The 21,177-nt window shown below is 68.1% G+C and carries 22 protein-coding genes; 1 reads left to right on the plus strand and 21 read right to left on the minus strand.

The annotated features are described in order from the left end of the window. Positions 1–35 precede the first annotated feature (35 nt). Positions 36–2,444 carry a hypothetical protein gene (locus AC1DS3_RS15335; protein ID WP_441640882.1) on the minus strand — a complete coding sequence of 803 codons (2,409 nt, stop codon included), beginning with the start codon at positions 2,442–2,444 and terminating at the stop codon, positions 36–38. Between the two features lie 19 nt (positions 2,445–2,463). Continuing rightward, positions 2,464–3,993, minus strand: a complete 1,530-nt coding sequence (locus AC1DS3_RS15340; protein WP_441640883.1) for an SLC13 family permease — start codon at positions 3,991–3,993, stop codon at positions 2,464–2,466. Positions 3,994–4,151: 158 nt separating this feature from the next. On the opposite strand from AC1DS3_RS15340, the gene AC1DS3_RS15345 reads away from it, so the two are divergent. Then, positions 4,152–4,889 carry a GntR family transcriptional regulator gene (locus AC1DS3_RS15345; protein ID WP_441640884.1) on the plus strand — a complete coding sequence of 246 codons (738 nt, stop codon included), beginning with the start codon at positions 4,152–4,154 and terminating at the stop codon, positions 4,887–4,889. Between the two features lie 21 nt (positions 4,890–4,910). Here the strand turns inward: AC1DS3_RS15345 and AC1DS3_RS15350 are convergent, their stop codons facing one another. The 19 genes from AC1DS3_RS15350 to AC1DS3_RS15440 all read right to left on the minus strand — a co-directional run. After that, a complete protein-coding gene (locus AC1DS3_RS15350; RefSeq protein ID WP_441640885.1) occupies positions 4,911–5,507 on the minus strand; it encodes a GNAT family N-acetyltransferase in 597 nt (198 codons plus the stop codon). Positions 5,508–5,616: 109 nt separating this feature from the next. After that, complete coding sequence (locus AC1DS3_RS15355; RefSeq protein ID WP_441640886.1) at positions 5,617–6,213, minus strand: GatB/YqeY domain-containing protein; 597 nt, start codon at positions 6,211–6,213, stop codon at positions 5,617–5,619. Positions 6,214–6,285: 72 nt separating this feature from the next. Continuing rightward, positions 6,286–7,218 carry an MBL fold metallo-hydrolase gene (locus AC1DS3_RS15360; RefSeq protein ID WP_441640887.1) on the minus strand — a complete coding sequence of 311 codons (933 nt, stop codon included), beginning with the start codon at positions 7,216–7,218 and terminating at the stop codon, positions 6,286–6,288. A gap of 19 nt (positions 7,219–7,237) precedes the next feature. Then, on the minus strand, positions 7,238–7,924 hold the full coding sequence (locus tag AC1DS3_RS15365) for a DsbA family protein (protein ID WP_477127477.1): 687 nt from the start codon (positions 7,922–7,924) through the stop codon (positions 7,238–7,240). Positions 7,925–7,957: 33 nt separating this feature from the next. Further along, the gene (locus tag AC1DS3_RS15370) at positions 7,958–8,206 is read right to left on the minus strand and encodes a DUF1289 domain-containing protein (protein ID WP_441640889.1); all 249 of its coding nucleotides are present in this window, start codon (positions 8,204–8,206) and stop codon (positions 7,958–7,960) included. Positions 8,207–8,284: 78 nt separating this feature from the next. Next, complete coding sequence (locus AC1DS3_RS15375; protein ID WP_441640890.1) at positions 8,285–8,806, minus strand: YbaK/EbsC family protein; 522 nt, start codon at positions 8,804–8,806, stop codon at positions 8,285–8,287. Between the two features lie 14 nt (positions 8,807–8,820). Then, on the minus strand, positions 8,821–9,756 hold the full coding sequence (locus tag AC1DS3_RS15380) for a hydroxymethylglutaryl-CoA lyase (protein WP_183032151.1): 936 nt from the start codon (positions 9,754–9,756) through the stop codon (positions 8,821–8,823). 117 nt (positions 9,757–9,873) lie between these two features. Further along, on the minus strand, positions 9,874–10,815 hold the full coding sequence (locus AC1DS3_RS15385; RefSeq protein ID WP_441640891.1) for a 2-hydroxyacid dehydrogenase: 942 nt from the start codon (positions 10,813–10,815) through the stop codon (positions 9,874–9,876). A gap of 95 nt (positions 10,816–10,910) precedes the next feature. Further along, positions 10,911–12,947: an acetyl/propionyl/methylcrotonyl-CoA carboxylase subunit alpha gene (locus AC1DS3_RS15390; RefSeq protein ID WP_477127478.1), complete on the minus strand. Its 2,037-nt coding sequence runs from the start codon at positions 12,945–12,947 to the stop codon at positions 10,911–10,913. Beyond that, on the minus strand, positions 12,929–13,945 hold the full coding sequence (bioB, locus tag AC1DS3_RS15395; protein WP_477127479.1) for a biotin synthase BioB: 1,017 nt from the start codon (positions 13,943–13,945) through the stop codon (positions 12,929–12,931). The genes AC1DS3_RS15390 and bioB overlap by 19 nt, the downstream gene beginning before the upstream one ends. Before the next feature lie 57 nt (positions 13,946–14,002). Next, positions 14,003–14,725 (minus strand): dethiobiotin synthase, encoded by a 723-nt coding sequence (gene bioD / locus AC1DS3_RS15400; RefSeq protein WP_441641497.1) that lies wholly within the window; start codon positions 14,723–14,725, stop codon positions 14,003–14,005. Next, a complete protein-coding gene (gene bioF / locus AC1DS3_RS15405; protein ID WP_441641496.1) occupies positions 14,722–15,939 on the minus strand; it encodes an 8-amino-7-oxononanoate synthase in 1,218 nt (405 codons plus the stop codon). The genes bioD and bioF overlap by 4 nt, the downstream gene beginning before the upstream one ends. After that, positions 15,929–17,113, minus strand: a complete 1,185-nt coding sequence (locus AC1DS3_RS15410) for an aminotransferase class III-fold pyridoxal phosphate-dependent enzyme (RefSeq protein WP_477127480.1) — start codon at positions 17,111–17,113, stop codon at positions 15,929–15,931. The genes bioF and AC1DS3_RS15410 overlap by 11 nt, the downstream gene beginning before the upstream one ends. Before the next feature lie 273 nt (positions 17,114–17,386). Then, positions 17,387–18,283 (minus strand): dienelactone hydrolase family protein, encoded by an 897-nt coding sequence (locus tag AC1DS3_RS15415; protein ID WP_441641500.1) that lies wholly within the window; start codon positions 18,281–18,283, stop codon positions 17,387–17,389. Between the two features lie 71 nt (positions 18,284–18,354). Then, positions 18,355–19,059, minus strand: a complete 705-nt coding sequence (locus tag AC1DS3_RS15420; RefSeq protein ID WP_477109714.1) for a glutathione S-transferase family protein — start codon at positions 19,057–19,059, stop codon at positions 18,355–18,357. Continuing rightward, complete coding sequence (locus AC1DS3_RS15425) at positions 19,056–19,475, minus strand: YchJ family metal-binding protein (RefSeq protein ID WP_441641493.1); 420 nt, start codon at positions 19,473–19,475, stop codon at positions 19,056–19,058. The genes AC1DS3_RS15420 and AC1DS3_RS15425 overlap by 4 nt, the downstream gene beginning before the upstream one ends. Then, the gene (locus tag AC1DS3_RS15430) at positions 19,472–20,161 is read right to left on the minus strand and encodes an HAD family hydrolase (protein ID WP_441641492.1); all 690 of its coding nucleotides are present in this window, start codon (positions 20,159–20,161) and stop codon (positions 19,472–19,474) included. The genes AC1DS3_RS15425 and AC1DS3_RS15430 overlap by 4 nt, the downstream gene beginning before the upstream one ends. Further along, positions 20,158–20,859 carry a 2-hydroxychromene-2-carboxylate isomerase gene (locus tag AC1DS3_RS15435; RefSeq protein WP_441641491.1) on the minus strand — a complete coding sequence of 234 codons (702 nt, stop codon included), beginning with the start codon at positions 20,857–20,859 and terminating at the stop codon, positions 20,158–20,160. The genes AC1DS3_RS15430 and AC1DS3_RS15435 overlap by 4 nt, the downstream gene beginning before the upstream one ends. 110 nt (positions 20,860–20,969) lie before the next feature. After that, the coding region (locus tag AC1DS3_RS15440) for an acyl-CoA dehydrogenase family protein (RefSeq protein WP_477127481.1) at positions 20,970–21,177 on the minus strand (208 nt) is incomplete at its 5' end.

The raw sequence follows: 21,177 nt of genomic DNA on the forward strand, positions 1-21,177 counted from the left end.
AGCGCGCCGGTCACGCCCTCGCCGCGCGCCATGCCTCACGCGAAGGTGATGAACTGAGCCGACGACCACACCTTGCCGTCGTCTCGTTCCCGGCCATGGAAGTACACCGGGCGGTGGCCATGGGGTCCGTTCACCGGCTCGACGTCGACCACGCCGCTCACGTCCACCGGCAATGCCTTGTCGGTGAGCCGCTCCAGCGCGATAAACAGTTCCGTGCCACCCAGCTCCAGCCGCAGGCCGTCATTGGCAAGCAGTTCGGCGCCGCTGACCTCCCAGCGAAAATCCGGCGCATGGGCAAAGGGATTGCGCTGCAGCGGATCTCCCACCTTGATGAAGCTGTCGATGTGCCCTTCGATCACGATGCGCGCGGCAGCGAGGTTGCTCACGTCGATTTCCACGCTGTCCGCATCGCCATAGGTATCGCTGCGAAAACCGATGTCGGTCGCGCCTTCGCGCCAGCAGGCTTCTTCCTGATGCTCGAAGCCGTGCCCGCCGAAGCGGTGGATCGTGCCATTGAGAATGCGGATGCGGCCTTGCCAGGCGGCCCAGCGATAGCGGTCGCGGATCCGCGCGCCGCCCCAGCGCACGCGGATCAGGCGCTCGGAGAAGCCGGCCTCCCGATGCAGGTTGCGCTCCCAGATCAAGCCATTGTGATCATAGGCCGCCAGGTACTCCCAGCCAGTCTGGCCGAGGAAGCGATAGTCGAGCCGGGCCGGGCCGCGATGCGAGGCCGGCAGCGAGAACGCATCGCCCTGCACGAAATCGCCGCAGCGCACCAGCAGCGCCGTATGCTCGCCGGTACTAGCCCAGGTGTGGCGCGCGCGCAGGGCACGGCCAATCGCCTGCCGGTCCAGCCGCTCGGCCAGCACGCCGGTCAGGCCGCCGCGCACGCCGAACACCTGCACGCCGGGCGGGCCGCCGCCGGGGCGGCCGCGGTGCTCGTCGCCGCTGGCTGCCACGCCCAGCTGGTAGCCGCGCGCCATCACATCGCGGTACAACCAGTCGAAATGCCCCCAGCTGGAAGCGATTTCCACCAGTCGTTCCAGCTCGGGATGATGCCAGTCCGGGATGTAGCGCCGCCCGCCCACGTGCGGCATGATCAGGTGCTGCTCGGGCGCGCCGACATAGGCGTCCCATAGTTCCTCGACCGGCCAGCGCCCCAGCTCGGCCGCGGTGCCCTTCATGTCCTCGTTCCAGACCAGCGTGCGATTGTGTTCGCCGCGGGCGTTGTAGGGAAAATCCGGCGCGCCGTCGCCAAGGAACACGACGTTGTGATCCCCCCCGGCCGTGGAGCTGCCGCACCACTCCTGCACCGGGTATGCGACAAAGCGGCCGGGCTCGTTGAAGGTTTCCACGGCTTCCAGCCCAAGCTGCCAGTTGGCATCGGTAATCTGGAAATCGTTGACCGTGTAGCCAAACACATCGATGCCGCCCACGTCGCGCGCATAGGCCGCGTTGTAGGCCGGGCTATTGGTGCCGACCGTGTCGTGCGCATGCACATGCAAGTCGGCGTAAAAGGCGCGCGGCGCACCGGCTGCGTCGAAGACCGATAGCCAAGCCGAGCCCTTGGCGACGCGGGGCGCATCCGTCAAGGTGGCTTCCAGGCGCAGCGTGCCAGTGCTGGCGGGCAGGTCGTCGATGCCCACCGATGCCCAGCCCGCCTGGGGCATGGGATAGTCGCGCTGGAGGATAAGCTCGTTGCCTTGCCACGCGGCAAGGCGGATCGAGCCGCCCGCCGCGGCGCAGATATTGCCCCACCTGTCCATCAGCGAAGCCCTGAGCGGCAACGGCGTGCCCGGCCGGGCAAAGCGCGGCGCCTGCAGCAGGACCTGCGCCGGCTGCCCGGCATGGATATCGATCACCGCATCGCCCGGCACCGCGACGAAGCGCGAAGTGCCGAGCGGGTCCACATAGAGCCGGAAGCGAAAGCTGTCTTCGATAAAGGTCTGTACGCGCGTGCCGGGCCCACCGCGGCGCCGGTCGCCAAGGCGGATCAGGATGTGATCGCCGGCATTGAGGTAGCCATCGACAACGTCGACGATGATCGCCTTCTGGAACGGACGCTCATGCCCCTTCTGCTCGAAGCGCACGTTGAGCGATTGCACGCTCGCTGGGCTCTGGCCGGGCACAAGCGGCGCGGCCTGGTATTCGGCGCTGATGTAGTTGGCGCCGCCCGGGTCGGTGGTCTGGAACAGCGCCCAGTCGGAGTAGAACTTGAAGGTCGCCTTGAGCCACGCGCCATCCGCCACGCCGGAGGCACCGACCTCGTAGTCGAGGATGATCTCGGCCCATTCGCCCGCTTCCAGCCGGCTCACGGAGCAGCTCACCCGGCCGGCGAACGGCAGCGCCTTGTTCTTCTCGTACAGGCCGGCGGGCGCGTGATGCGTGCCCAGGCGCTCGCGCAGCGCGGCGTAGCGCGCGGCCAGTGTTGTCTTGTCGGTCATTGGGGGGGGAACTCCGATGTCAATGAAATGGCCACGGCGCGCTGGCATCCCACACCGGGATGCCCAGGTAGGCGTACCAGGGCGCCATGACCAGCAGGCCGTAGGCAATACCGATCAGCACCGACACCACGCCCACGCGGGCATAGTCCGACGTGGTGAAGGTGCCGCTGCTATAGGCCACCACGGCCGCGGTGATCTGCGTGGGCAAGATGTAGGCAAAGCTGTCGCTGTCGCACACCAGCAAGGTGAACGCGGCGGGATGCAGCCCGAGCTTGGGTGCCAGCGCCAGCATGATCGGCGCGATCATCGTCACCGCGGCCACGTTGGACAGCATGGCCAGGCGCGCCACGTGCGTGCCGAGCATGACGATCAGCAACGCCAGCCACCACGGATGGCCCGCGGCGAAGCGGTACAGCCAGTCGGCCACCCACGGCGCCAGGCCGGTCTCGCCAATCGCGGAGGACAGGCTCAGCGCGCCAGCCAGCAGGAAGAACGTGCCCCAGATCGTGCGGGCCTGGATATCTTTCCAGCCCAGTCCCGTCCACCCGGGCACGAACAGCGCCGCCAGCCCGAGCAAGGCCACGATTTCGGAAGGCAGGCCATGCCACGACTCGGTCGCCCACAGCACGGCCACCACGGCAAACACCGCCAGGATCGTCTTGGATTGCACACCTGCCGGCGGCAACGCGGCACGCTCGGCGGCAATCGCAGCCTGGCCGCCAGGCAGCCGGACCGCGCGCGACCTGAAGTAGGACTGCACCCACAGCTGGGTCAGCACGAACATGCCCAGGTACGGCCATTGCAGCTTGAACCAGTCGAGATAGGAAATGTGCAGGCCGAGGTTCTTCTGCAGCAGGCCGACGATCACCATATTGGGCAGGTGCGCGGTGAGAATGCACATGCCGCTGATCATCGAGCCATACACCAGCGACTGAATCACGATGGCCTTCTTCGCGCTGCGCTCACGCGGCGAGTCGCCGAACAGGCCCACGATGCCGTTGACGACCGGCAGCAAGGTGGCCGCGCGGGCATTGGCCGCCGGCACGAGAAAGCCCAGCACGAAGTTGACCACGAACATCACCCAGATCACGCCGTTGGCGGTACGCGTCTTCAGCTTGTCGAGCAGGAACAAGGCGATCCGCCGGTCCAGCCCGGCCGCCTGCATGATGGCCGAGAAGATGAACGCCGCCAGGCACAGGAACACCACCGGCGTGGCAAAGCCGCTGGCCGCCTTGGAGAACGGCGTCACCGCATGCGCCAGCACCAGCAGCGCGGGGATCAGCATGCCGCTCACGCCGACCGGCACGGCCTCGCTCATCCAGACCAGGCTGGCCCAGGCCACCACGGCCAGCGTGGCACGGCCCGCGGGCGGCAAGCCCTGCGGCTGCGGGAGCACGAACAGGATGACGAAGAAGGCGATCCACGCGGCCACGAAGCCCAGCTGCGCTTTGCGCAATGGCCCCAGCCGGAACCAGGCCGGCGGCTTGTACAGGTATGCTTGCCAACCGGCTCGCGAATGCGCCGATGGCGGGTTGAGGGGAGAGTTCACTGCGGCTCCTTGGCGGTTTCCCGATACGCACGTAAGACGCCGCACTGGTCAGTCCGGCCTTGGAAGGCAATAATACGTTTTAATACAAGATGTCCAACGAAGGCATTGGCATATTGTTATGCTGTTTTTCACAAGCCTTTGATACAACAGGGTTTTACATGAGTGTTGCGCGTGAGAACGCCATTTCACTGTACGAACAGATCGCAGATTTGTTGCGCGAAGAAATCCAGAAGCGGCGCTTCGACCCGTCCGGAAAGCTGCCTTCCGAGGCCGAGCTGGGCGAGCGTTTCGGGGTGAGCCGGGTCACGGTGCGCCTGGCGATCACGCGGCTGGTTGACGCTGGCCTGGTCGAGCGCAAACAAGGCAAAGGCACCTTCGTGGTCGACAAGCGCCTGCGCCATGGCCTGGATACACTGCGCGGCTTCTACGACTCGCTGGTGCTGCAGGGACACGCGCCAGAGATGCAGCTGGTCGCGCTGGAGCGGATCGCCGTGCCGGCCCGGCTGCGCGGTATCTTTCCCGCCGCGCTCGGCCACTGCATCGCCTTGCAGCGCCTGCATCGTCTCGATGGCGAGCCGATTGCGCTCGCCGAGACCCACATCGCGTGTGATGCCACGCCTGGCTGGGAAGATGCCGAGCGCAATCCGTCCTACACCTTGATCGGCCAGTTGCTGGGCATGCAGGTCGACCGGGCCGACCTCGTCATCCGCGCCCGCTCGGCGGGCCAGCACCTGGCTGCCGTGCTGCAGACCTCGCGCACGCATCCGCTGCTGGAACTGGAGCGCACGTCGTTCCTCGCGGATGGCGCGGTTTGCGAGCACACGCTGTTTTCCATACGTTCGGAGCGGTATGAGTTCGCGCTCAATAGCGCGGGGGGCGTGCGGGTGCCGGCGTGAGTGGCTCGTGAGTGGCTCCCTTCATCTCGCCTCCCCCTTGTCTTGATCCTTGCCTTTGTCCCTGGACGGGCCGGCATTGCCGTACCACGGCGGCACCAGCGAGTACATCGCCGCCGAGCACGGCACGCCGTGCAGCACCAGCCGGTTGCGGGCGATGCATTCGAACTGCGCGCCGATCTTCTGCGCGACGGCGCGGCTGACCACGTTGTGCTCGGCGGCGACCACTTCCAGGCGCGTCAGCCCGAGGCGGTGAAAGGCATAGCATGCCATCAGCTCTGCCGCGCGCGCGCCCAGTCCCTGCCGCTGCCGGGTCTGGCGGATCCAGTAGCCGAGGTTGCCGAAGTTGTAGTCGCGGTTGATCTGGTTGATGGAGACGCCGCCATATAGCTCCCTGCCGTCCGGGGCGAATACGCCGATGTCGTAGGCCTCGCCCATGGCCATGCTTTCCCTGCACAGGTCGACCCAGTTCTCGGCATCGCGCACGCTATAGCCCGCGTGGCACCACGGCAGCCATTTGCCCACGGTCTCGAGCGATTCGTGCACGGCGGCCACGAACTGGGGCACGTCGGGATAGCGGAAGGGGCGAAGGAGGAAGCCTTGGCCGTGAAGGGCTTGCATGGTGCATCCTTGGGACTCGGTCAGCGCGGGACCTTGCCGGCGCGCGCATCGTGGGGCATGACGCGCCCGGCGTGCATGCCAGTGCGGCGAGCGTCGTGGCCAGGCCGCCTCATCTCGGCCTCATGGCTTCGCCAATCAGCAGCCTGGCCTGCACGCGCGCATGCAGCAGCGCCATGTCGGCATGGCGCAGGCTCGGGTGGCGGCTCAGCGCGGCCATCACCTTGCCGGACTGCTGGATCGAGCCAGCGCCGGCATCGGCGGCGGCACGGTCGATCAGCGCGTCGATCTCCGCGTCGGACAAGGGTCGGGCGATGCAGGCGGCCAGGCTCAGTGCCGTGTCGTCGAAGCGGGCGCCGTCGTCGAAATGAATGCAGCCCTCGATCATCACAGGCAAGCCTTGCTGGTCGATCTCGCCAAAGCGCAGCTCGCGGATGTCGACCGCATGATGGCGGCCGTCGAGGTAGAGCGAGCCGTCGATGTAGCCGGGCTCCGGGTTGAGCGGGAAGACGAGGCGCTTGCCCGCCAGTTGCTCAAGGCTGTAGGTGGGCAGGTCCATGCCGTCGAGCCGGATCGCCGTGCGCACCGGCGCGCCGCCGAGCACGAATGGCGCCAGTTCTATCTCGAGGTCGGCGCCGTGCGCGTGGATCGTCGAGGCGCAGAGATGCGCGACCAGCGGGTGAAGCAGTGCGACGGGAAAGGCAGGCATGGACGGTTTCCTCGCAAAGGGTCAGGGACAGGCGCCTGGGCATGGTGGCGCCCGCATTACCAGCGTTACCGCTCAATCCCGGTTGTACACCTCGCCGCCTTCCTCCGCCAGCGCGCCGGCGGCGGCCAGCGACGCCAGGATCCGGTCCAGGATGGCCGCCATGTCCTGCGCGGGCATGAAGCGCGCATGGATGCGCTGCATCAGCGGCGCCTGCGCCATCCACGCCAGCAGCGCGTCGCGCCGCATGCGCTGCTGCTCCAGCAGCTTGAACTTCACCAGCACCTTGATGGCATGCGTGGCGTTGCGCCCGGCATCGGCGCTGAGGTAGGCCAGCCGCCCGGCAGCAACGTCAAGCGCGGCCGCCACGTTGGTGAAGGGCCGCCCGTGGCCGGGAATCACCACGCGCACATCCAGCGTGGCGATGCGCGCCAGCACGGCCGCCTGCTCGGCGAAGCCGCTCTCGCCGTCGAGTTCCGGGAAGATCACGCCAAAGCCGTTTTCCCACAGCGCATCGCCGGAGATCAGGATGCCTTCCTGCGGGGCGAACAGCATCACGGCATGGGGATCGTGGCCGGGCGCGCCTACCACCTGCCAGTCGAGCCCGCCCAGGCGCAAGGTGTCGCCGTCCTGCACCACGTCATCAAAGCTGAAGCGGTCGCACTGCTGGCCGGTGGCGCGGTAGCTCAGGGCGTCCACGTCCCAAGCGCGCACCGCCTCGGCCTCCGCGGCGGGGATCAGCGTGCGCGGCTGCCAGCGGCGCTGCAGCGTGGCGTTGCCGCCGCAGTGGTCGGAGTGCAGGTGCGTGTTCACCAGGCGCCGCAGCGCCCGCCCGCCGAGGCCGGCCTCGACCAGCGCCAGCGTCTGTGGCGCATGCGTGACGTAGCCGGAATCGACCAGCGCGGTGTCGTCGCCATCGATGAACAGGATGTTGTTGGCGGATAGCCAGCCGCGCTCGAAAACGCGCATGGTGCCGGGCAGGTTTGGAGGCGTGAAAGTGGTTGGCATCGGGGTGTCGGCAAATCAGCTAGTCAGCGCGCGGCGTGGGAGGCGGCGGTGCATCGGCGCGCCCCGCGCCAACCGGCAATGTKGCGGCGGCACGGAATGCGTCCKAGGCAAAGAAAGGATCCTGGGCAAGCCGCGCGGTGAGCATGTCGAGCGCATCCAGGCCCCAGAACAACTGCCCCCCGGCATCCCCTTGCAGCGCAGCAGTAGGTACGCCGAACACGCCGCGCGCCAGCGCTTCGTCCCCGTTTTCCCGCAGGCGCGCCTTGACCGCCTCTTGCGCCAGCGCAGCGGTGGGTACGCCCAGCGCACCGCACAGCGCATCGAACTCGGCCTGCTGCTGGGGCACGTGGCCTTGCTGCCAGACGAAGCGGAAAACCGGTGCCAGCGTGGCGTGCGAGAGCCGGCCTTCGAGCTCCAGCGCGACCGCCAAGCGCAGCAAGGGCAGCGGATTGAACGGGTGCACGGCGGGCATGGCGAGCGGCGTGCCGTCGCGGTGCGCGATCCAGGCAACGTGCTCGAAGGTAAAGCGGCGCTTGGGCGCGATCTCGGCCGGGCCGACGTTGCCCCAATGGCGCAGCAGCCCGGCAAACAGCAGCGGCACGTAGCGCACCGAGACATCGGCTGGCAAGGCCCGGGGCAAGCGCTCGAACGCCAGGTAGGCGAACGGTGAGATCGGGTCGAAGTACCAGTCGATGGCGGTTGTCATGGCCGGGTCACGCGGTGTTGTGGGTGCAATGCATCATGGCGCCGCCCTTGCGGCCAACGCCGCGGCGCGCTGCGGCAGCAGCAGCCAGATCCTGCGCCGCCCGGCCTCGTCGCTGCCGGACCATGCGGCGATCTCCTCGATGGTGCGCAGGCAACCTTCGCAATAGCCGCTCGCGGCGTCCATGCGGCACACGTTGCGGCACGGCGACGGCACGGGCTGCGCGCGCTGGGCGGCTTGCGCGCCTCGCGTGAGCTCGGTGACGAGGCGGGTGGCTTGCGACATCGCCTTAGCCCTCGTCCGGGATGCCGCGCATGACACGCCTCATGCGCATGAGGCATGTGACGCGTACAAGCAGCGGCTTCATGCGGACTGGCGCTGCGCCACGTCGGCCACCTCGGCCCCGGTCATGCGCTGCAGCTCTTGCGGGGTGAGGTTGAACACGGCGTGCGGATGGCCGGCGGCGGCCCACAGGCTGCCGTAGCGGAACAGGTCGCTGTCGAGCAGCATGACGGGCGCCACCGCGTGGCCGATCGGGCAGACGCCGCCAATGGCGTAGCCTGTCTTCTCGCGCACGAACCTGGCATCGGCCTTGCCGAGCGGGCCCACCACGGCGGCGACCTTGGCTTCGTCGACGCGGTTGCTGCCGCTGGCGATCACCAGCACCGGCGCGTCGTCGGCGACGCGGCGAAAGATGATGGACTTGGCGATCTCGGCCACCGAACAGCCGAGGCCGGCCGCTGCCTCGGCCGAGGTCTTGCCGGTGGCGGGCAGCATGACCACGGGCTTGTCGTGGCCAAGGCCGGCCAGCAGGCCGGCCACGCGCTGCGCCGCTTCGGGCAGCGCGGCGGTGTCGTTGGCGTTGTCGGGAGAGTGAGCGTTCATGTCGATAAGGTTCCTTATACGCAGGCAGGCGCAGCGTCCGCGGCGGCGCCCCACTTGGTCAGCAGCGCGCGTCCCACGCGCGAGCTGTTGGCGCGGCCGATCGACTGCGAGATGAAGTCGCCCGCGCGCACCACCTGCTCCAGGTCCACGCCGGTGTGGATGCCCATGCCATGCAGCATGTACAGCACGTCTTCGGTGGCCACGTTGCCGGTGGCGCCCTTGGCGTAAGGACAGCCGCCGAGTCCTGCCACCGAGGCGTGGAAGATCGAGATGCCGACCTGCAGGCTGGCCAGGATGTTGGACAGCGCCTGGCCGTAGGTATCGTGGAAATGGCCGGAGAGCCGGTCGATGGGGAATTCGGCGGCGACCGCGTGCATCACCTCCTGCACCCGGCCCGGCGTGCCCACGCCGATGGTGTCGGCGATGTCGATCTCGTCGCAGCCGAGATCGCGCATGCGGCGCACCACGTCCACCACCGCGTGCACCGGCACCTCGCCCTGGTAGGGGCAGCCCAGCGCGCAGGAGATGCTGGCGCGCAGGCGCAGGCCTTTCTCCTTGGCAGCGGCGGCGACAGGCGCGAAGCGCTCGATGGATTCGGCGATGGAGCAGTTGATGTTCTTTTGCGAGAACGCCTCGCTGGCGGCGCCGAAGATCACGACCTCGTCCGCCGACGCGGCCACCGCGCCTTCGAAGCCCTTCATATTGGGCGTKAGCACGGAGTACAGCGTGCCCGGCCGGCGCTGGATGCGCGCCATCACGTCGGCGCCATCGGCCATCTGCGGCACCCATTTGGGCGAGACGAAGGAGGCGGCTTCGATGTTGACGAAGCCGGCGTCGCTGAGGCGGTTGATCAGGTCGACCTTGACCTCGGTCGGCACCATCGCCTTTTCGTTTTGCAGGCCGTCGCGCGGGCCGACTTCTACGACTTTTACATAGTGGGGCAGGGTCATGATGTCTCCTCGCTGTCTGGTTGCTGCGCACGCGTCGCAGCGTGCGCGATTTAACTAATGTGCGGACATTGGGCCAGGGCACCCGGCGCAAACGCTCCGCCCCGGCGCCCGGCTTGCTCAATAGCCGCGTTGCAGGTCGACCACGCCGGCGATCGGCTGGCCCGCGCCCAGCGCGCGGATCTTGGCCGCGATCTGGGCGACGCTATCTTCGCGCAGCGTCAATGCCGCGATATGCGGCGTGATGGTGATGCGCGGCTCGGCCCAGAACGGATGCCCGGCGGGCAGCGGCTCGGTGCGGAACACGTCGAGCGTGGCGCCGGCGATCTGTCCCGACTGCACGGCAGCCAGCAGGTCTTGCTCGACCAGGTGCGGGCCGCGCGCCACGTTGACCAGGTAGGCGCCCTTGGCGAGCTTGCCCAGCAGGCCGGCGTCCAGGATGTTCTCGGTTTCCGGCGTGAGCGGCAGCACGTTGACCAGCACGCGCAGGCCATCCAGGAACGGTGCCTGGCCAGCTTCGCCGGCAAAGCCCTGCACCCCTTCGATATCGCGCGCCGTGCGGCTCCAGCCGCGCACCGGGAAGCCGAAGCCGGCCAGCGCCTGCGCGATCTGCGCGCCGAGCGTGCCCACGCCCATCACGCCCACAATGAAATCGGCGCGGCGATGCGGCTTGAGAAAGCGCCAGGTGCCGGCCTGCTGGGCCAGCGCGTATTCATCCAGGCGGCGGAAATAGCGCAGTACCGCGTGCGTCACGTAATCGATCATCTGCGCGGCCATGCCGGCATCGTCCAGGCGCACGATGGGCACGCCGGCCGGCAGCGCATCCGGGTCGGTGTCGCGCAGGCTCAGGATGCCGTCCACGCCGGCGCCCAGGTTGAACACGGCTTTCAGGTCGGTACGCCCGCGCAGCATCTCGAGCGGCGGGCGCCACACCACGGCGTAGTCGACCGGCTCGTTCTTGCTGTCTTCCCAGGTCAGGCATTGCGCTTCGGGCAGGGCCTCGGCAAAGCCGTCGATCCAGGGCTGGTAACGGCCGTCCGGTACATACAACTGCAACTTCATCTCATCTCCACTCTGGTCTTCTTTCTCTTCCATTTTCGCAGAGGATGGGCACGGCCTGCGGTTTTCTTGCAGCGGGAGCCGCCTGAAGCGGCGGCTCAGCCGTTGCCGGCTTCGAAGGACAGCAATTGCGCGCCTTCGCCGACCTGCTCGCCCACGCCATACAGCACCTCGCCMACCACGCCGTCGGCCGGCGCGCTGATGGTGTGCTCCATCTTCATGGCCTCCATCACCAGCAGCGGCGCACCGCGCGCGACCCGGCTGCCGGCCTGGACCATGACCGCGATGACCTTGCCGGGCATGGGCGCGGTGAGCTTGCCGCCCTCGCCTTCGCCCTCGGCGGCATGCGCGAGCGGGTCGATCCAGGTGAGAGCCACATGGCGGTGGCCGCTGAACACATGGAAGGTATCACCTTCCGCGTGGACCTGCCCACGGGCGCGCCGCGTGCCGAGATCGACACGAATATCGTCCGCCGCGCACTGCGCCCGGAACGGCGCGGCCTGGTCGGCGAAGAACAGCGTGCTGCCGCGCGCATCGGTGGCGAGCGTCACATCGGCAACATGGCTGCCCGCCAGGCCATCCACCGAGAAACGCAGGGTGCGCCGCTCCCCGCCATTTAACCGCCATGCGCCCGCATGCTGCCAGGGCGAATGCGCGTCGGCCGGKTCCACGCGGCGCGCGCGGGCTTGCGCATCCAGCAGCGCCGCCACCGCCAGCGCGATCACTTCCATGCCGACCGGCGCAGGCGGCGGGAACAACGCCGCCTGGTTGCGCTCGATCAGGCCGGTGTCGAGGTCCGCCGTGCGGAACGCCTGCGAGGTCACCAACCGCCGCAGGAAAGCCACATTGGTGGACAGGCCCACCACGTGGTATTCGGCCAGCGCCTGCGCCATGCGCGCCAGCGCTTCCTCGCGGTCGCGGCCCCACACGATCAGCTTGGCGATCATGGGGTCGTAGTACGGGCTGATGGTGTCGCCCTCGCGCACGCCGGAGTCGATGCGCACGCCGGCCGGGCCGTTGCCGTCCTGGCCCAGCGCGAACGCGACCGCTGCCGGTGTGCGCAGGTAGCGCAGCGTGCCGGTGGAGGGCAGGAAGCCCTTGTCGGGGTTCTCGGCGTAGACGCGGGCTTCCAGTGCATGGCCGCGGATTTGAAGCTGATCTTGCCTGAGCGGCAGCGGCTCGCCCGAGGCCACGCGCAACTGCCACTCCACCAGGTCCTGCCCGGTGATCATCTCSGTGACYGGGTGCTCCACCTGCAGGCGGGTGTTCATCTCCATGAAGTAGAACGAGCCGTCCTGGTTGGCGATGAATTCCACCGTGCCAGCGCCCACGTAGCCCACGGCCTGCGCGGCGGCTACTGCGGCTTCGCCCATGGCGCGCCTGCGTTCGTCGCTCATGCCGGGGGCCGGCGCTTCTTCCAGCACCTTCTGGTGGCGGCGCTGCACCGAGCAGTCGCGCTCGAACAGGTAGACGCAGTTGCCGTGCGTGTCGGCAAAGACCTGGATTTCGATATGGCGGGGGCGGGTCAGGTATTTCTCGACCAGCACGCGGTCGTCGCCGAAGCTGGCAYTGGCCTCGCGCTGCACGGACGCCAGCGCGGCTTCGAAGCCTTCGCTGGCTTCCACCACGCGCATGCCCTTGCCGCCGCCGCCGGCGCTGGCCTTGAGCAGCACCGGGTAGCCGATGCGGTCGGCTTCGCGGCGCAGCAGGGCGGGCTCCTGATCCTCGCCGTGGTAGCCGGGCACCAGTGGCACGGCGGCCGCCTCCATCAGGCGCTTGGCCGCGCTCTTGCTGCCCATGGCGCGGATGCTSGAAGCCGGCGGGCCGATAAAGACGAGGCCGGCTTCGGCGCAAGCTTCGGCGAAGCCGTCGTTCTCGGAGAGGAAGCCGTAGCCGGGATGGATGGCCTGCGCGCCGGTGGCCTTGGCCATCTCGATGATGTGATCGCCGCGCAGGTAGCTGTCGCGCGCTGCCGCGCCGCCGATATGCACGGCCTCGTCGCACAGCGCCACGTGGCGCGCGTTGGCGTCGGCGTCGGAGTAGACGGCTACCGTGCGGATGCCGAGGCGGCGGCAGGTGGCTGCCACGCGGCAGGCGATTTCGCCGCGATTGGCGATCAGGATCTTGTTGAACATGGATCGCGGTCGGCCTGGGGGTTGGCGGTGGTCAGCAGGCGGTCGCCGTAGAAGATGGAATTGGCGCCGGCCATGAAGCACAGGGCCTGCAGCGCGTCGTCCATGGTCTCGCGGCCGGCGGACAGGCGCACCATGGCGCTGGGCATGGTGATGCGCGCCACCGCGATGGTGCGCACGAACTCGAACGGGTCGATCGGTGCGGTGTCGGCCAGCGGCGTGCCCTTGACCGCCACCAGATTGTTGATGGGCACCGACTCGGGATACGGGTCGAGGTTGGCGAGCTGCGCGATCAGCCCGGCGCGCGCCTCGCGCGATTCGCCCATGCCGACGATGCCGCCGCAGCACACGTTGATACCGGCCTCGCGCACATGGCCGATGGTGTCCAGGCGGTCCTGGTAGGTGCGCGTGCCGATGATCTCGCCGTAGAACTCGGGCGAGGTATCGAGGTTATGGTTGTAGTAGTCCAGCCCCGCGTCCTTCAGGCGCTGCGCCTGCTCGGCTTCCAGCATGCCTAGCGTGACGCAGGTCTCCAGGCCCATGGCCTTGACCTCTTTCACCATCTCGATGACCGGCTCGAGGTGGCGGTCCTTCGGGCTGCGCCAGGCGGCGCCCATGCAGAAGCGGCCAGCGCCGCTGGCCTTGGCGGCGCGCGCGGCTTCCAGCACCTCGTCGAGCGCCATCAGCTTGCCCGCGGTGACGCCGGCATCATGGTGCGCGCTCTGCGGGCAATAGCCGCAATCCTCTTCGCAGCCGCCGGTCTTGATCGAGAGCAGCGTCGAGAGCTGCACGGCGTTGGCATCGAAATGCTCGCGGTGCACCTGCTGGGCGCGGAACAGCAGATCGTTGAACGGCAGCGCGTACAGCGCGGCGACCTCGGCGACGGTCCAGTCGTCCGGCTTGGTGGCGGGCGCGGAATCGGTAAAGCGGCGGGCGGTCTGGCGCAGGGTGTCGGCGGAAATGGTGGCGACGGTTTCGCCGGCGTGGGTGGTTGCGGTCATGTTTGCTATCTGTTCCGGTAATTCGTTCAGTGTTCTCAGTCTTGGTCAGGTGCGCGCTCAGGCGGCGATGCCATTGCCTGCGGCATGGCGAGCAGCAAGCAGCGGCGCCAGCGCGAGCCGGCTGGCGGCTTCGGCCGGCGCGACCTGCCACGGCAGCGTGCCGAGCCAGGGCGCGCCCAGCGCCGCGCGCAGCGTGCCGATGTTCTCGTCGGCGAGCGGCATGTCGGGATCGATGCGGTTGGCAATCCAGCCGGCCAGGTGCAGGCCGCGCGCGCGCACGGCTTCGGCGGTGAGCAGCGCATGGCTGATGCAGCCCAGGCGGATGCCGACCACCAGCACCACCGGCAGGCCGAGCATCACGGCGAGGTCGGCCGTGTCCCAGCCGCCTTGGTCGCGCGGCGCGCCGTCCAGCGGCACGCAAAAGCCGCCGACGCCTTCCACCACCACCGCGCCGGCCCGCGCCTGCAGCGCGGCAAAAGCGGCACGGATCGGCTCGCGCGTGATGCGGGTGCCCTCGATGGCCGCGGCCAGGTGCGGCGAGGCCGGCGTGCGCAGCAAGAATGGGCACGTCTGCGCCTGTGGCACGGCCACTGCGCTGGCGGCGCGCAGTTGCGCCACGTCATCGTTGTGCCAATGGTCGTCGCGCCATTCGCTGCCGCTGGCCACCGGCTTCATGCCGACGGCCAGGTGACCGGCGGCGCGCAGCGCGTGCAGCAGGGTGGCGCTGGCGTGCGTCTTGCCGATGCCAGTGTCGGTGCCCGTGACAAAACAGGCGATCATGACGCCTCCTTGTGCGGCACCACGCTGGCCAGGCTGGCCAGCAGGCGCTCGACATCGGCCACGGTATGCGAGGCCGACAGCGTGATGCGCAGGCGCGCGGTACCAACGGGCACGGTGGGCGGGCGGATCGCGCCAACGCGAATGCCGTCGGCCTCCAGCGCTGCGGACAGTGCCAGCGCCGCCACGTTGTCGCCCACGATCACGGGCTGGATCGCCGTCGAGCTCTCACCCAGCCGCCAGCCAGCCGCCCGCGTCAGGCCGGCCAGGCCGCTGCGCAGCGTACGGATCAGCTTGTCCAGTTGCGCGCGGCGTTGCCGCCCTTCGTCGCCGGCGATCAACGCCAGGCTGGTGGACAAGGCGTGCGCCACCGCCGGCGGCGAGGCCGTGGTGTAGATGTACTGCCGCGCGGTGTTGACGAGATGATCGATGATGGTCTCGTGCGCGGCCACGAACGCGCCCGCCACGCCGGCGGCCTTGCCTAGCGTGCCGATATAGATAAGGCGCGGCGACGTCAGCGCGAGGTGCTCCAGCACGCCGTGGCCTTGCTCGCCCAGCACGCCAAAGCCATGCGCGTCATCCAGGATGATCCAGGCGTCGTGCCGCTCGGCCAGCGTCAGCAGCTCGGCCAGCGGCGCAAAGTCACCGTCCATGCTGAACACGCTGTCGGTGACGATCAGCTTGAGCGGGCTGGTGCTGGCGGCCAGCAAGCCCTCGAGCTCGGCCACGTTGCGATGCGCATAGCGGCGGACCTCGGCACGCGCCAGGCGCGCGCCGTCGATCAGCGAGGCATGGTTGAGCGCTTCGCAGAAGAGCGTGGCATCGGCGCTGCCTAGCGCGGTCAGCACCGCCATGTTGGCCATGTAGCCGGTGCTGAAGTAGAGCGCGGCCGCGTGCGGAATGTTCGGCGCGAACCACTCCGCCAGCTCCCCTTCTAGCCGGTGGTGGGCCAGCGAATGGCCGCTCACCAGGTGGGAGGCTCCGCTGCCCGCGCCGAACTGGCGCGCGCCCTCGGCCATCGCCTCGATCAGCGCGGGATGGTTGGCCAGGCCCAGGTAGTCGTTGCTGCAGAACGTCAGCAACGAATGCATCTCGCCGCCGCAGGCATCGCTCACGGCTTGCTGCGGCGCGCAGGCGGAGTACGCGGTGCGGCGGCGCCGCGTCAGTGCCTTTTCGTCGCGCTCGGCGGCGGCCAGGGTCAAGTGCTCAAGCAGCATCGCGTATCTCCGTGGGTGCGCCGGTACCGTTGCCGGCGCTGTCGTTCTGGTCCATGCCGGCGAGTACCGTGTCGAGCGTGGCTTGCAGCTGGCCTGCCARCCATTGCGCAAGCGCCGCGTCGAACACGTACGGGGGCATGATGTAAAGCGTGCGGCCGATCGGCCGGATCAGCACGCCGTGCTTGCGCGCGGCATGATGGAAGCGCGCGGCGAACTCGCCCGCGTTGGCCGCGTATTCTTCGCGCACGTCGGCGGCCCAGATCAGGCCGCGCTGGCGTACGTGGTGCAGCCGGGTATCCGCCGCCAGCCCTGCCATGGCTTGCGTGAGCCACTGCGCGCGCTGGCGGTTCTGCGCCACCACGTCTTGCTTGGCGAACAGGTCGAGCGTGGCCAGCGCGGCGCGGCAGGCTAGCGGGTTGCCGGTATAGGAGTGCGAGTGCAGGAAGCTGCGGGCGCGGTCGGGGTCGCGCGCCTCGGCCACGAAGGCTTGCTGGATCGCGCTGCGCGACAGCACCAGCGAGAGCGGCAGGTAGCCACCGCTGATGCCCTTGGACAAGCACAGGAAATCCGGCCACAGGTGCGCCGGCAGCGGTGCGCCGGGCTCGGCCGGGCCGCGTGCCTGCTCCCACGCAAAAAAGGTGCCGGTGCGCCCGCACCCGACCGCGATCTCGTCGGCGATCAGGTGCACGCGGTAGCGGTCGCACAGCGCGCGCACGCCTTCCAGGTAGAGCGGATCGTGCATGGCCATGCCAGCGGCGCACTGCACCAGCGGCTCGATGATGAGCGCTGCAACCTGGCCGCCGCGCGCCTGCAGCAGCGCCTCCAGCGCATCCAGCGCGCGCTGCGCGACCTGCGCGGCGCTCTCGCCCGGCGCGGCCTGGCGCGCATCCGGCGACATCACCACGTGCGAGCTCATCAGCATCGGATCGTAGGCATCGCGGAAGATCGCCACGTCGGTCACCGCCAGCGCGCCCACGGTCTCGCCGTGGTAGCCGTGGCGCAGGCAGACGAATTCGCGCTTGCCGCCCAGGCMGGTGTTGCGCCAGTAGTGGAAGCTCATCTTCCGCAGCGGCGTGCACGGATGCCATACCGCGCGCAAGCTGCGCTCGCCGAGCGTGGGCTGGGCAGGATGCGCGCTCGGCGCCAGGGACGCGGAATTGGACTGGTCTTCCAAGGAAACCCTCCTTTGTTGACCGCGCGCTGGCCGGCCCAGGCAGGCGAAGCCTGGCGTGGCGGCACTTGCGTGCGGGTTGGGGAGAGTCATGGTAGGGAGCTACCTGGCGAATTGGCAAACAGCGCCGGATTTACACGTTGACACCACGTTGAACGACAAAGCAAGAAGAAGAGCCTAACCGCCTCGTATCCCGACGCTTGCGTGCGCCTATCTCCACCCCGCGCAGCCGGATGCGGCGCGCGATTCCATCTGCCTATCGAAAAAAATCACCCATCATGGCTGCGGATCGAACGAAAGCCCGATCTCCTTGAAGAACCGCTCGACCTCCGGCAGCCAGATCGGCACGCCCGCGCGGGCGCCGAACAGCGTGTGCGAGTCGCTCGCGAATGTGCCGTAGTCCGCCATGCGGGCGTTAGCGGCGGGGCCATGCGCCTGCGCGGTATAGGCCTCGAAGAATTTTGCCGGCAGGGGCTGCGGCCAGTAGCTGTCGTTATCGCCATACAGCCACAGCGAGGGATAGCGCGCCTTTTTACCGTAGCCGCCGAACGCATCCGCCAGGTTGAATTCCCAGCGGCTGCAGGATTCATCGCGCAGGCCGCCGGCAAAATTGATCACGCCCAGCACGCCCGGATACGCAATGGTGCTGAAGGCCATGGTGGTCAGCCCGCCATGCGACTGGCCGATCACGACGATGCGCGATTTGTCCACATAGGGCTGCTTGGCCATGTATTCGAGCGTGGCCACCACGTCCTCGGCCTGCACCAGGCCGTTGCTCTCGACATTGCAGCCGCCGCCGATATAGGCGCCGCCGGATTTGGAAAAACCCTGGCGCATCGGCAGCGCCACCACGTAGCCGCGCTTGACGAATTCCGCGCTCTGCACAAGGTAGCGTGCGCGCGACTGGAAGGCTGGCTTGCCCAGCGCCTTGCCGTGATTGATCACGACCAGCGGAAACGGGCCGTCGCCGGGTGGCTTGAAGATGGTGGTTTCCAGCTCCAGCGAGAACATGACGCCGGGCTTGGGAACCATCGCGACCTGCTCCGACGATCCGGGGATGATGGCGGCGATCGCCTCCGGCGCCTGCGTGGCCTGATTCGCGGATGGCGCGGCCATCGCGCCGGTGAATGGCAGGCTCAGCAGCAGGGTCAGGGCCAGGGCCAGTCGATGCATCCACCTCATGATTTGCCTGCTCCTTGGTTGCCCCTGCCGCGCGAGGCGCCGCTTATCTGCTGCCCGCTAGCTCAGGCCGTGCGCTTAGGCAACGGATGCCCCGGCAACAGGTCGTACGGATGGCGCCAGCCCGGCAGCGCACGCAACCGCTCGGTCCAGGCGAAGAGTTGCGGATACTCCTTGCGCCAGTGCACCCCGATCTCGTCGTCGTAGAACACGTAGCCAGCCAGCGAAAAATCCGCGATGGTCAGGCGCTCGCCCAGCACGTAGGCCCGCCCGGACAAATGTGTGTTGAGCACGTTCCATGCGTCCTCGCAGCGCTGCCTCAGGAACTGCAGCACTGCCGGGTCCGGTGCCTTGGCGAAGGTGCGCAGGAAGCGGTAGGTTGCGGTGTACGACGTGAACTTGTGGTTGTCGAACAGCAACCAGCGCAAGACCTCGGAGCGTTCGGCCTCGCTGGCGGGCCCGTAGATGCCGAGGCGCTGCGCGAGCAGGTCCAGGATGGCGCCCGATTGCGACAACCGCTGCCCATCGAACTCCAGCACCGGCGCCTCGCCCATCTCGTTGATGGCACGATACTCGGGCGTATGCGTCTCGCCGTTGAAGTAGTCGACGAAGCGCGGCGTCCACAGCTTGCGGCCACGCTGCACGCCGACGGTTTCCAGCAGCAATGCCACCTTGTAGGTGTTGCCGGATTGTGCGAAGCCATACAGCAGGTACTCCGTGTCCCGCGCAGCACCACCAGCAGCAGCAGCAGCAGCCATCGATTCCGTCATGGTGTATCCCCCAGCATTTCGCCATCGACATAAAGCCAGCGCGGCGCCTCGCCGGCGCCGCGCGGCTCGCGGACAAAGCGGCTGCGCTCGTGCAGCCGCCAGGCGCGCCCGCCCACCTTGTAGCGCGCCACGAACTCCACCTGCGCATGCGTCTCGTCCTGCTGCGCATGCGCCTTGACCGCCAGCCCAAGCCAGCGGGTGCCCGTGTCCGCGGCAAGGTCGGCCGGGCAGGTAGATGGATGCCAGGTATGGCGCAGCCAGTCCACGTCGCCCAGCACATAGGCGCTATAGCGCGAGCGCATCAGTTGCTCGGCGTTGAACGGCAGCGCCTCGCCGCGATGAAAGCGCCCGCAGCAGGTGGCGTAGTCACCCCCGCCGCATGGGCAGCCGCCGGTGCCGGACGCGCGCGCTTTCATCCGATCAGCCCCGGCAGTTCACGCATATCGGTGAAGGTAGTGGCCGCGCCGGCTGCCAGCAGAGATTGCGCCGCGTTGCGCGCGGCGTAGCCGAGCACCGTCATGCCCGCGGCAACGCCGGCGGTCACGCCCGTCGGGCTATCCTCGATCACCACGCAGCGCGCCGGCTCCACGTTCATGGTGCGCGCCGCCAGCAGGTACACGTCGGGCGCCGGCTTGCTGCGCTCGACCTCGGTCGACGAGAAGATATGCTCGCGCTCGTCCTGCTGGAACAGCTCCACCAGGCCGGTGCGCGTCAGCTGCAGCTTGACCTTGATGCGGTCCGCGCCCGAGGCCACGCAGACCGGCAAGCCGGTCGCGACGATCGTGCAGACCGCCTCGCGCACATGCTGCACCGACTGCACTTCCGCCTCGAGGACCGCGTTGCGGCGCACGAACCATTCCGACAGCCAGTTCTCCGGCAGCGGCGCGCCACGCCGGCTGGCAATGTTGTCGAGCTCTTCGCGCACCGCGCGGCCGAGAAACCACTTGGTGGATTCCTCGATCGAGATGCGGATGCCAAGCTCGTTGAGCATCTCGTTGAGCACACGGTTGACGATGGGCTCGCTGTCGACGAGCACGCCGTCGCAATCGAAAATCACGCAGTCGAAGCGGGGATGGCGGATCGGCTTGATGCTGGCATTCATGCGGGTTTCTTTTCCTTGCTGCTGTCTGTGCTGTTATCTGTGTTGCTTGTATTGCCTGTATTGCTGTCGTTGCCCGGCACGGCACGCAGCGCCATCGGGCGCTTGCTCTTGAGGTGTGCTTCGATCTGGTCGAAGCGGTCGAAGCCCCAGAACGGCTCGCCGTCGATGATCACAAAAGGCGAGCCGAACACGCCCTTGGCCATGGCCACGTCGATCTCTGCCTTGAGCTGGTCCTTGATCTGGAAGCTGCTGGCGCCGGCATCCATGGCATGCGCGTCGATGCCGAGCGGCTCGGCCAGCTTCACCAGTTCAGCCGGCTCGGCGATGTTGATGTCATCCACGAACAGGGCGTGATAGACCGACTTGGCAAACGCGGTGGCAATATCGTCGCCGTGATGGTTCTGCAGCCACAGCACGGCGCGGGCGGCCTGTGTGGTGGGCAGCGGGAAGTGCGTCGGACGCTTGTACTCGATATTGTGGAAACGCGCGGTGCGCTCGAAATCGCGCCAGGAATAATCGCCCTTGAGCGGCACCTGCGGCAGCGGCGAGCTGCCGGTGGTCTTGAACACCACGCCGAGCAGGATCGGATGCCAGGCGACGATGCGCCCGTACTTCTGCGCCAGCTCGTCGATGCGCGAGCTGGCGAAGTAGCCGTAGGGCGAGGAAAAATCGAAGTAGAAATCGATGGCAGCAGTCATTGTCTGGGGGCTCCTGGCTTCTGGCCTCTGGGTCTGGCCGTTTGGGTTCAGTGCTTCGGTGATTCGATGATGCGCCAGCAGCTTGGTTCCGTGCCGTGCGCGGGCCGCCCTCAGGCCAGCGCCCGAGCGATCAGTATCTTCTGGATGTCGCTGGTGCCCTCGTAGATCTGGCAGACGCGCACATCCCGGTAGATGCGCTCGACCGGGAAATCGCTGACATAGCCGTAGCCTCCAAAGACCTGGATGGCGGCCGAGCAGACCTCCTCGGCCATCTCGCTGGCATACAGCTTGGCCATGGCGGCCTCCTTCAGGCAAGGC

It is taken from the genome of Cupriavidus sp. 01L46 (genome assembly GCF_056399905.1).

Coding starts and splice junctions, on each gene's coding strand:
- AC1DS3_RS15335 (WP_441640882.1), bottom strand. CDS start 2,444: ATGACCGACAAGACAACACTGGCCGCGCGCTACGCCGCGCTGCGCGAG.
- AC1DS3_RS15345 (WP_441640884.1), top strand. CDS start 4,152: ATGAGTGTTGCGCGTGAGAACGCCATTTCACTGTACGAACAGATCGCA.
- AC1DS3_RS15350 (WP_441640885.1), bottom strand. CDS start 5,507: ATGCAAGCCCTTCACGGCCAAGGCTTCCTCCTTCGCCCCTTCCGCTAT.
- AC1DS3_RS15355 (WP_441640886.1), bottom strand. CDS start 6,213: ATGCCTGCCTTTCCCGTCGCACTGCTTCACCCGCTGGTCGCGCATCTC.
- AC1DS3_RS15360 (WP_441640887.1), bottom strand. CDS start 7,218: ATGCCAACCACTTTCACGCCTCCAAACCTGCCCGGCACCATGCGCGTT.
- AC1DS3_RS15370 (WP_441640889.1), bottom strand. CDS start 8,206: ATGTCGCAAGCCACCCGCCTCGTCACCGAGCTCACGCGAGGCGCGCAA.
- AC1DS3_RS15375 (WP_441640890.1), bottom strand. CDS start 8,806: ATGAACGCTCACTCTCCCGACAACGCCAACGACACCGCCGCGCTGCCC.
- AC1DS3_RS15385 (WP_441640891.1), bottom strand. CDS start 10,815: ATGAAGTTGCAGTTGTATGTACCGGACGGCCGTTACCAGCCCTGGATC.
- bioB (WP_477127479.1), bottom strand. CDS start 13,945: ATGACCGCAACCACCCACGCCGGCGAAACCGTCGCCACCATTTCCGCC.
- bioD (WP_441641497.1), bottom strand. CDS start 14,725: ATGATCGCCTGTTTTGTCACGGGCACCGACACTGGCATCGGCAAGACG.
- bioF (WP_441641496.1), bottom strand. CDS start 15,939: ATGCTGCTTGAGCACTTGACCCTGGCCGCCGCCGAGCGCGACGAAAAG.
- AC1DS3_RS15415 (WP_441641500.1), bottom strand. CDS start 18,283: ATGCATCGACTGGCCCTGGCCCTGACCCTGCTGCTGAGCCTGCCATTC.
- AC1DS3_RS15420 (WP_477109714.1), bottom strand. CDS start 19,059: ATGACGGAATCGATGGCTGCTGCTGCTGCTGCTGGTGGTGCTGCGCGG.
- AC1DS3_RS15425 (WP_441641493.1), bottom strand. CDS start 19,475: ATGAAAGCGCGCGCGTCCGGCACCGGCGGCTGCCCATGCGGCGGGGGT.
- AC1DS3_RS15430 (WP_441641492.1), bottom strand. CDS start 20,161: ATGAATGCCAGCATCAAGCCGATCCGCCATCCCCGCTTCGACTGCGTG.
- AC1DS3_RS15435 (WP_441641491.1), bottom strand. CDS start 20,859: ATGACTGCTGCCATCGATTTCTACTTCGATTTTTCCTCGCCCTACGGC.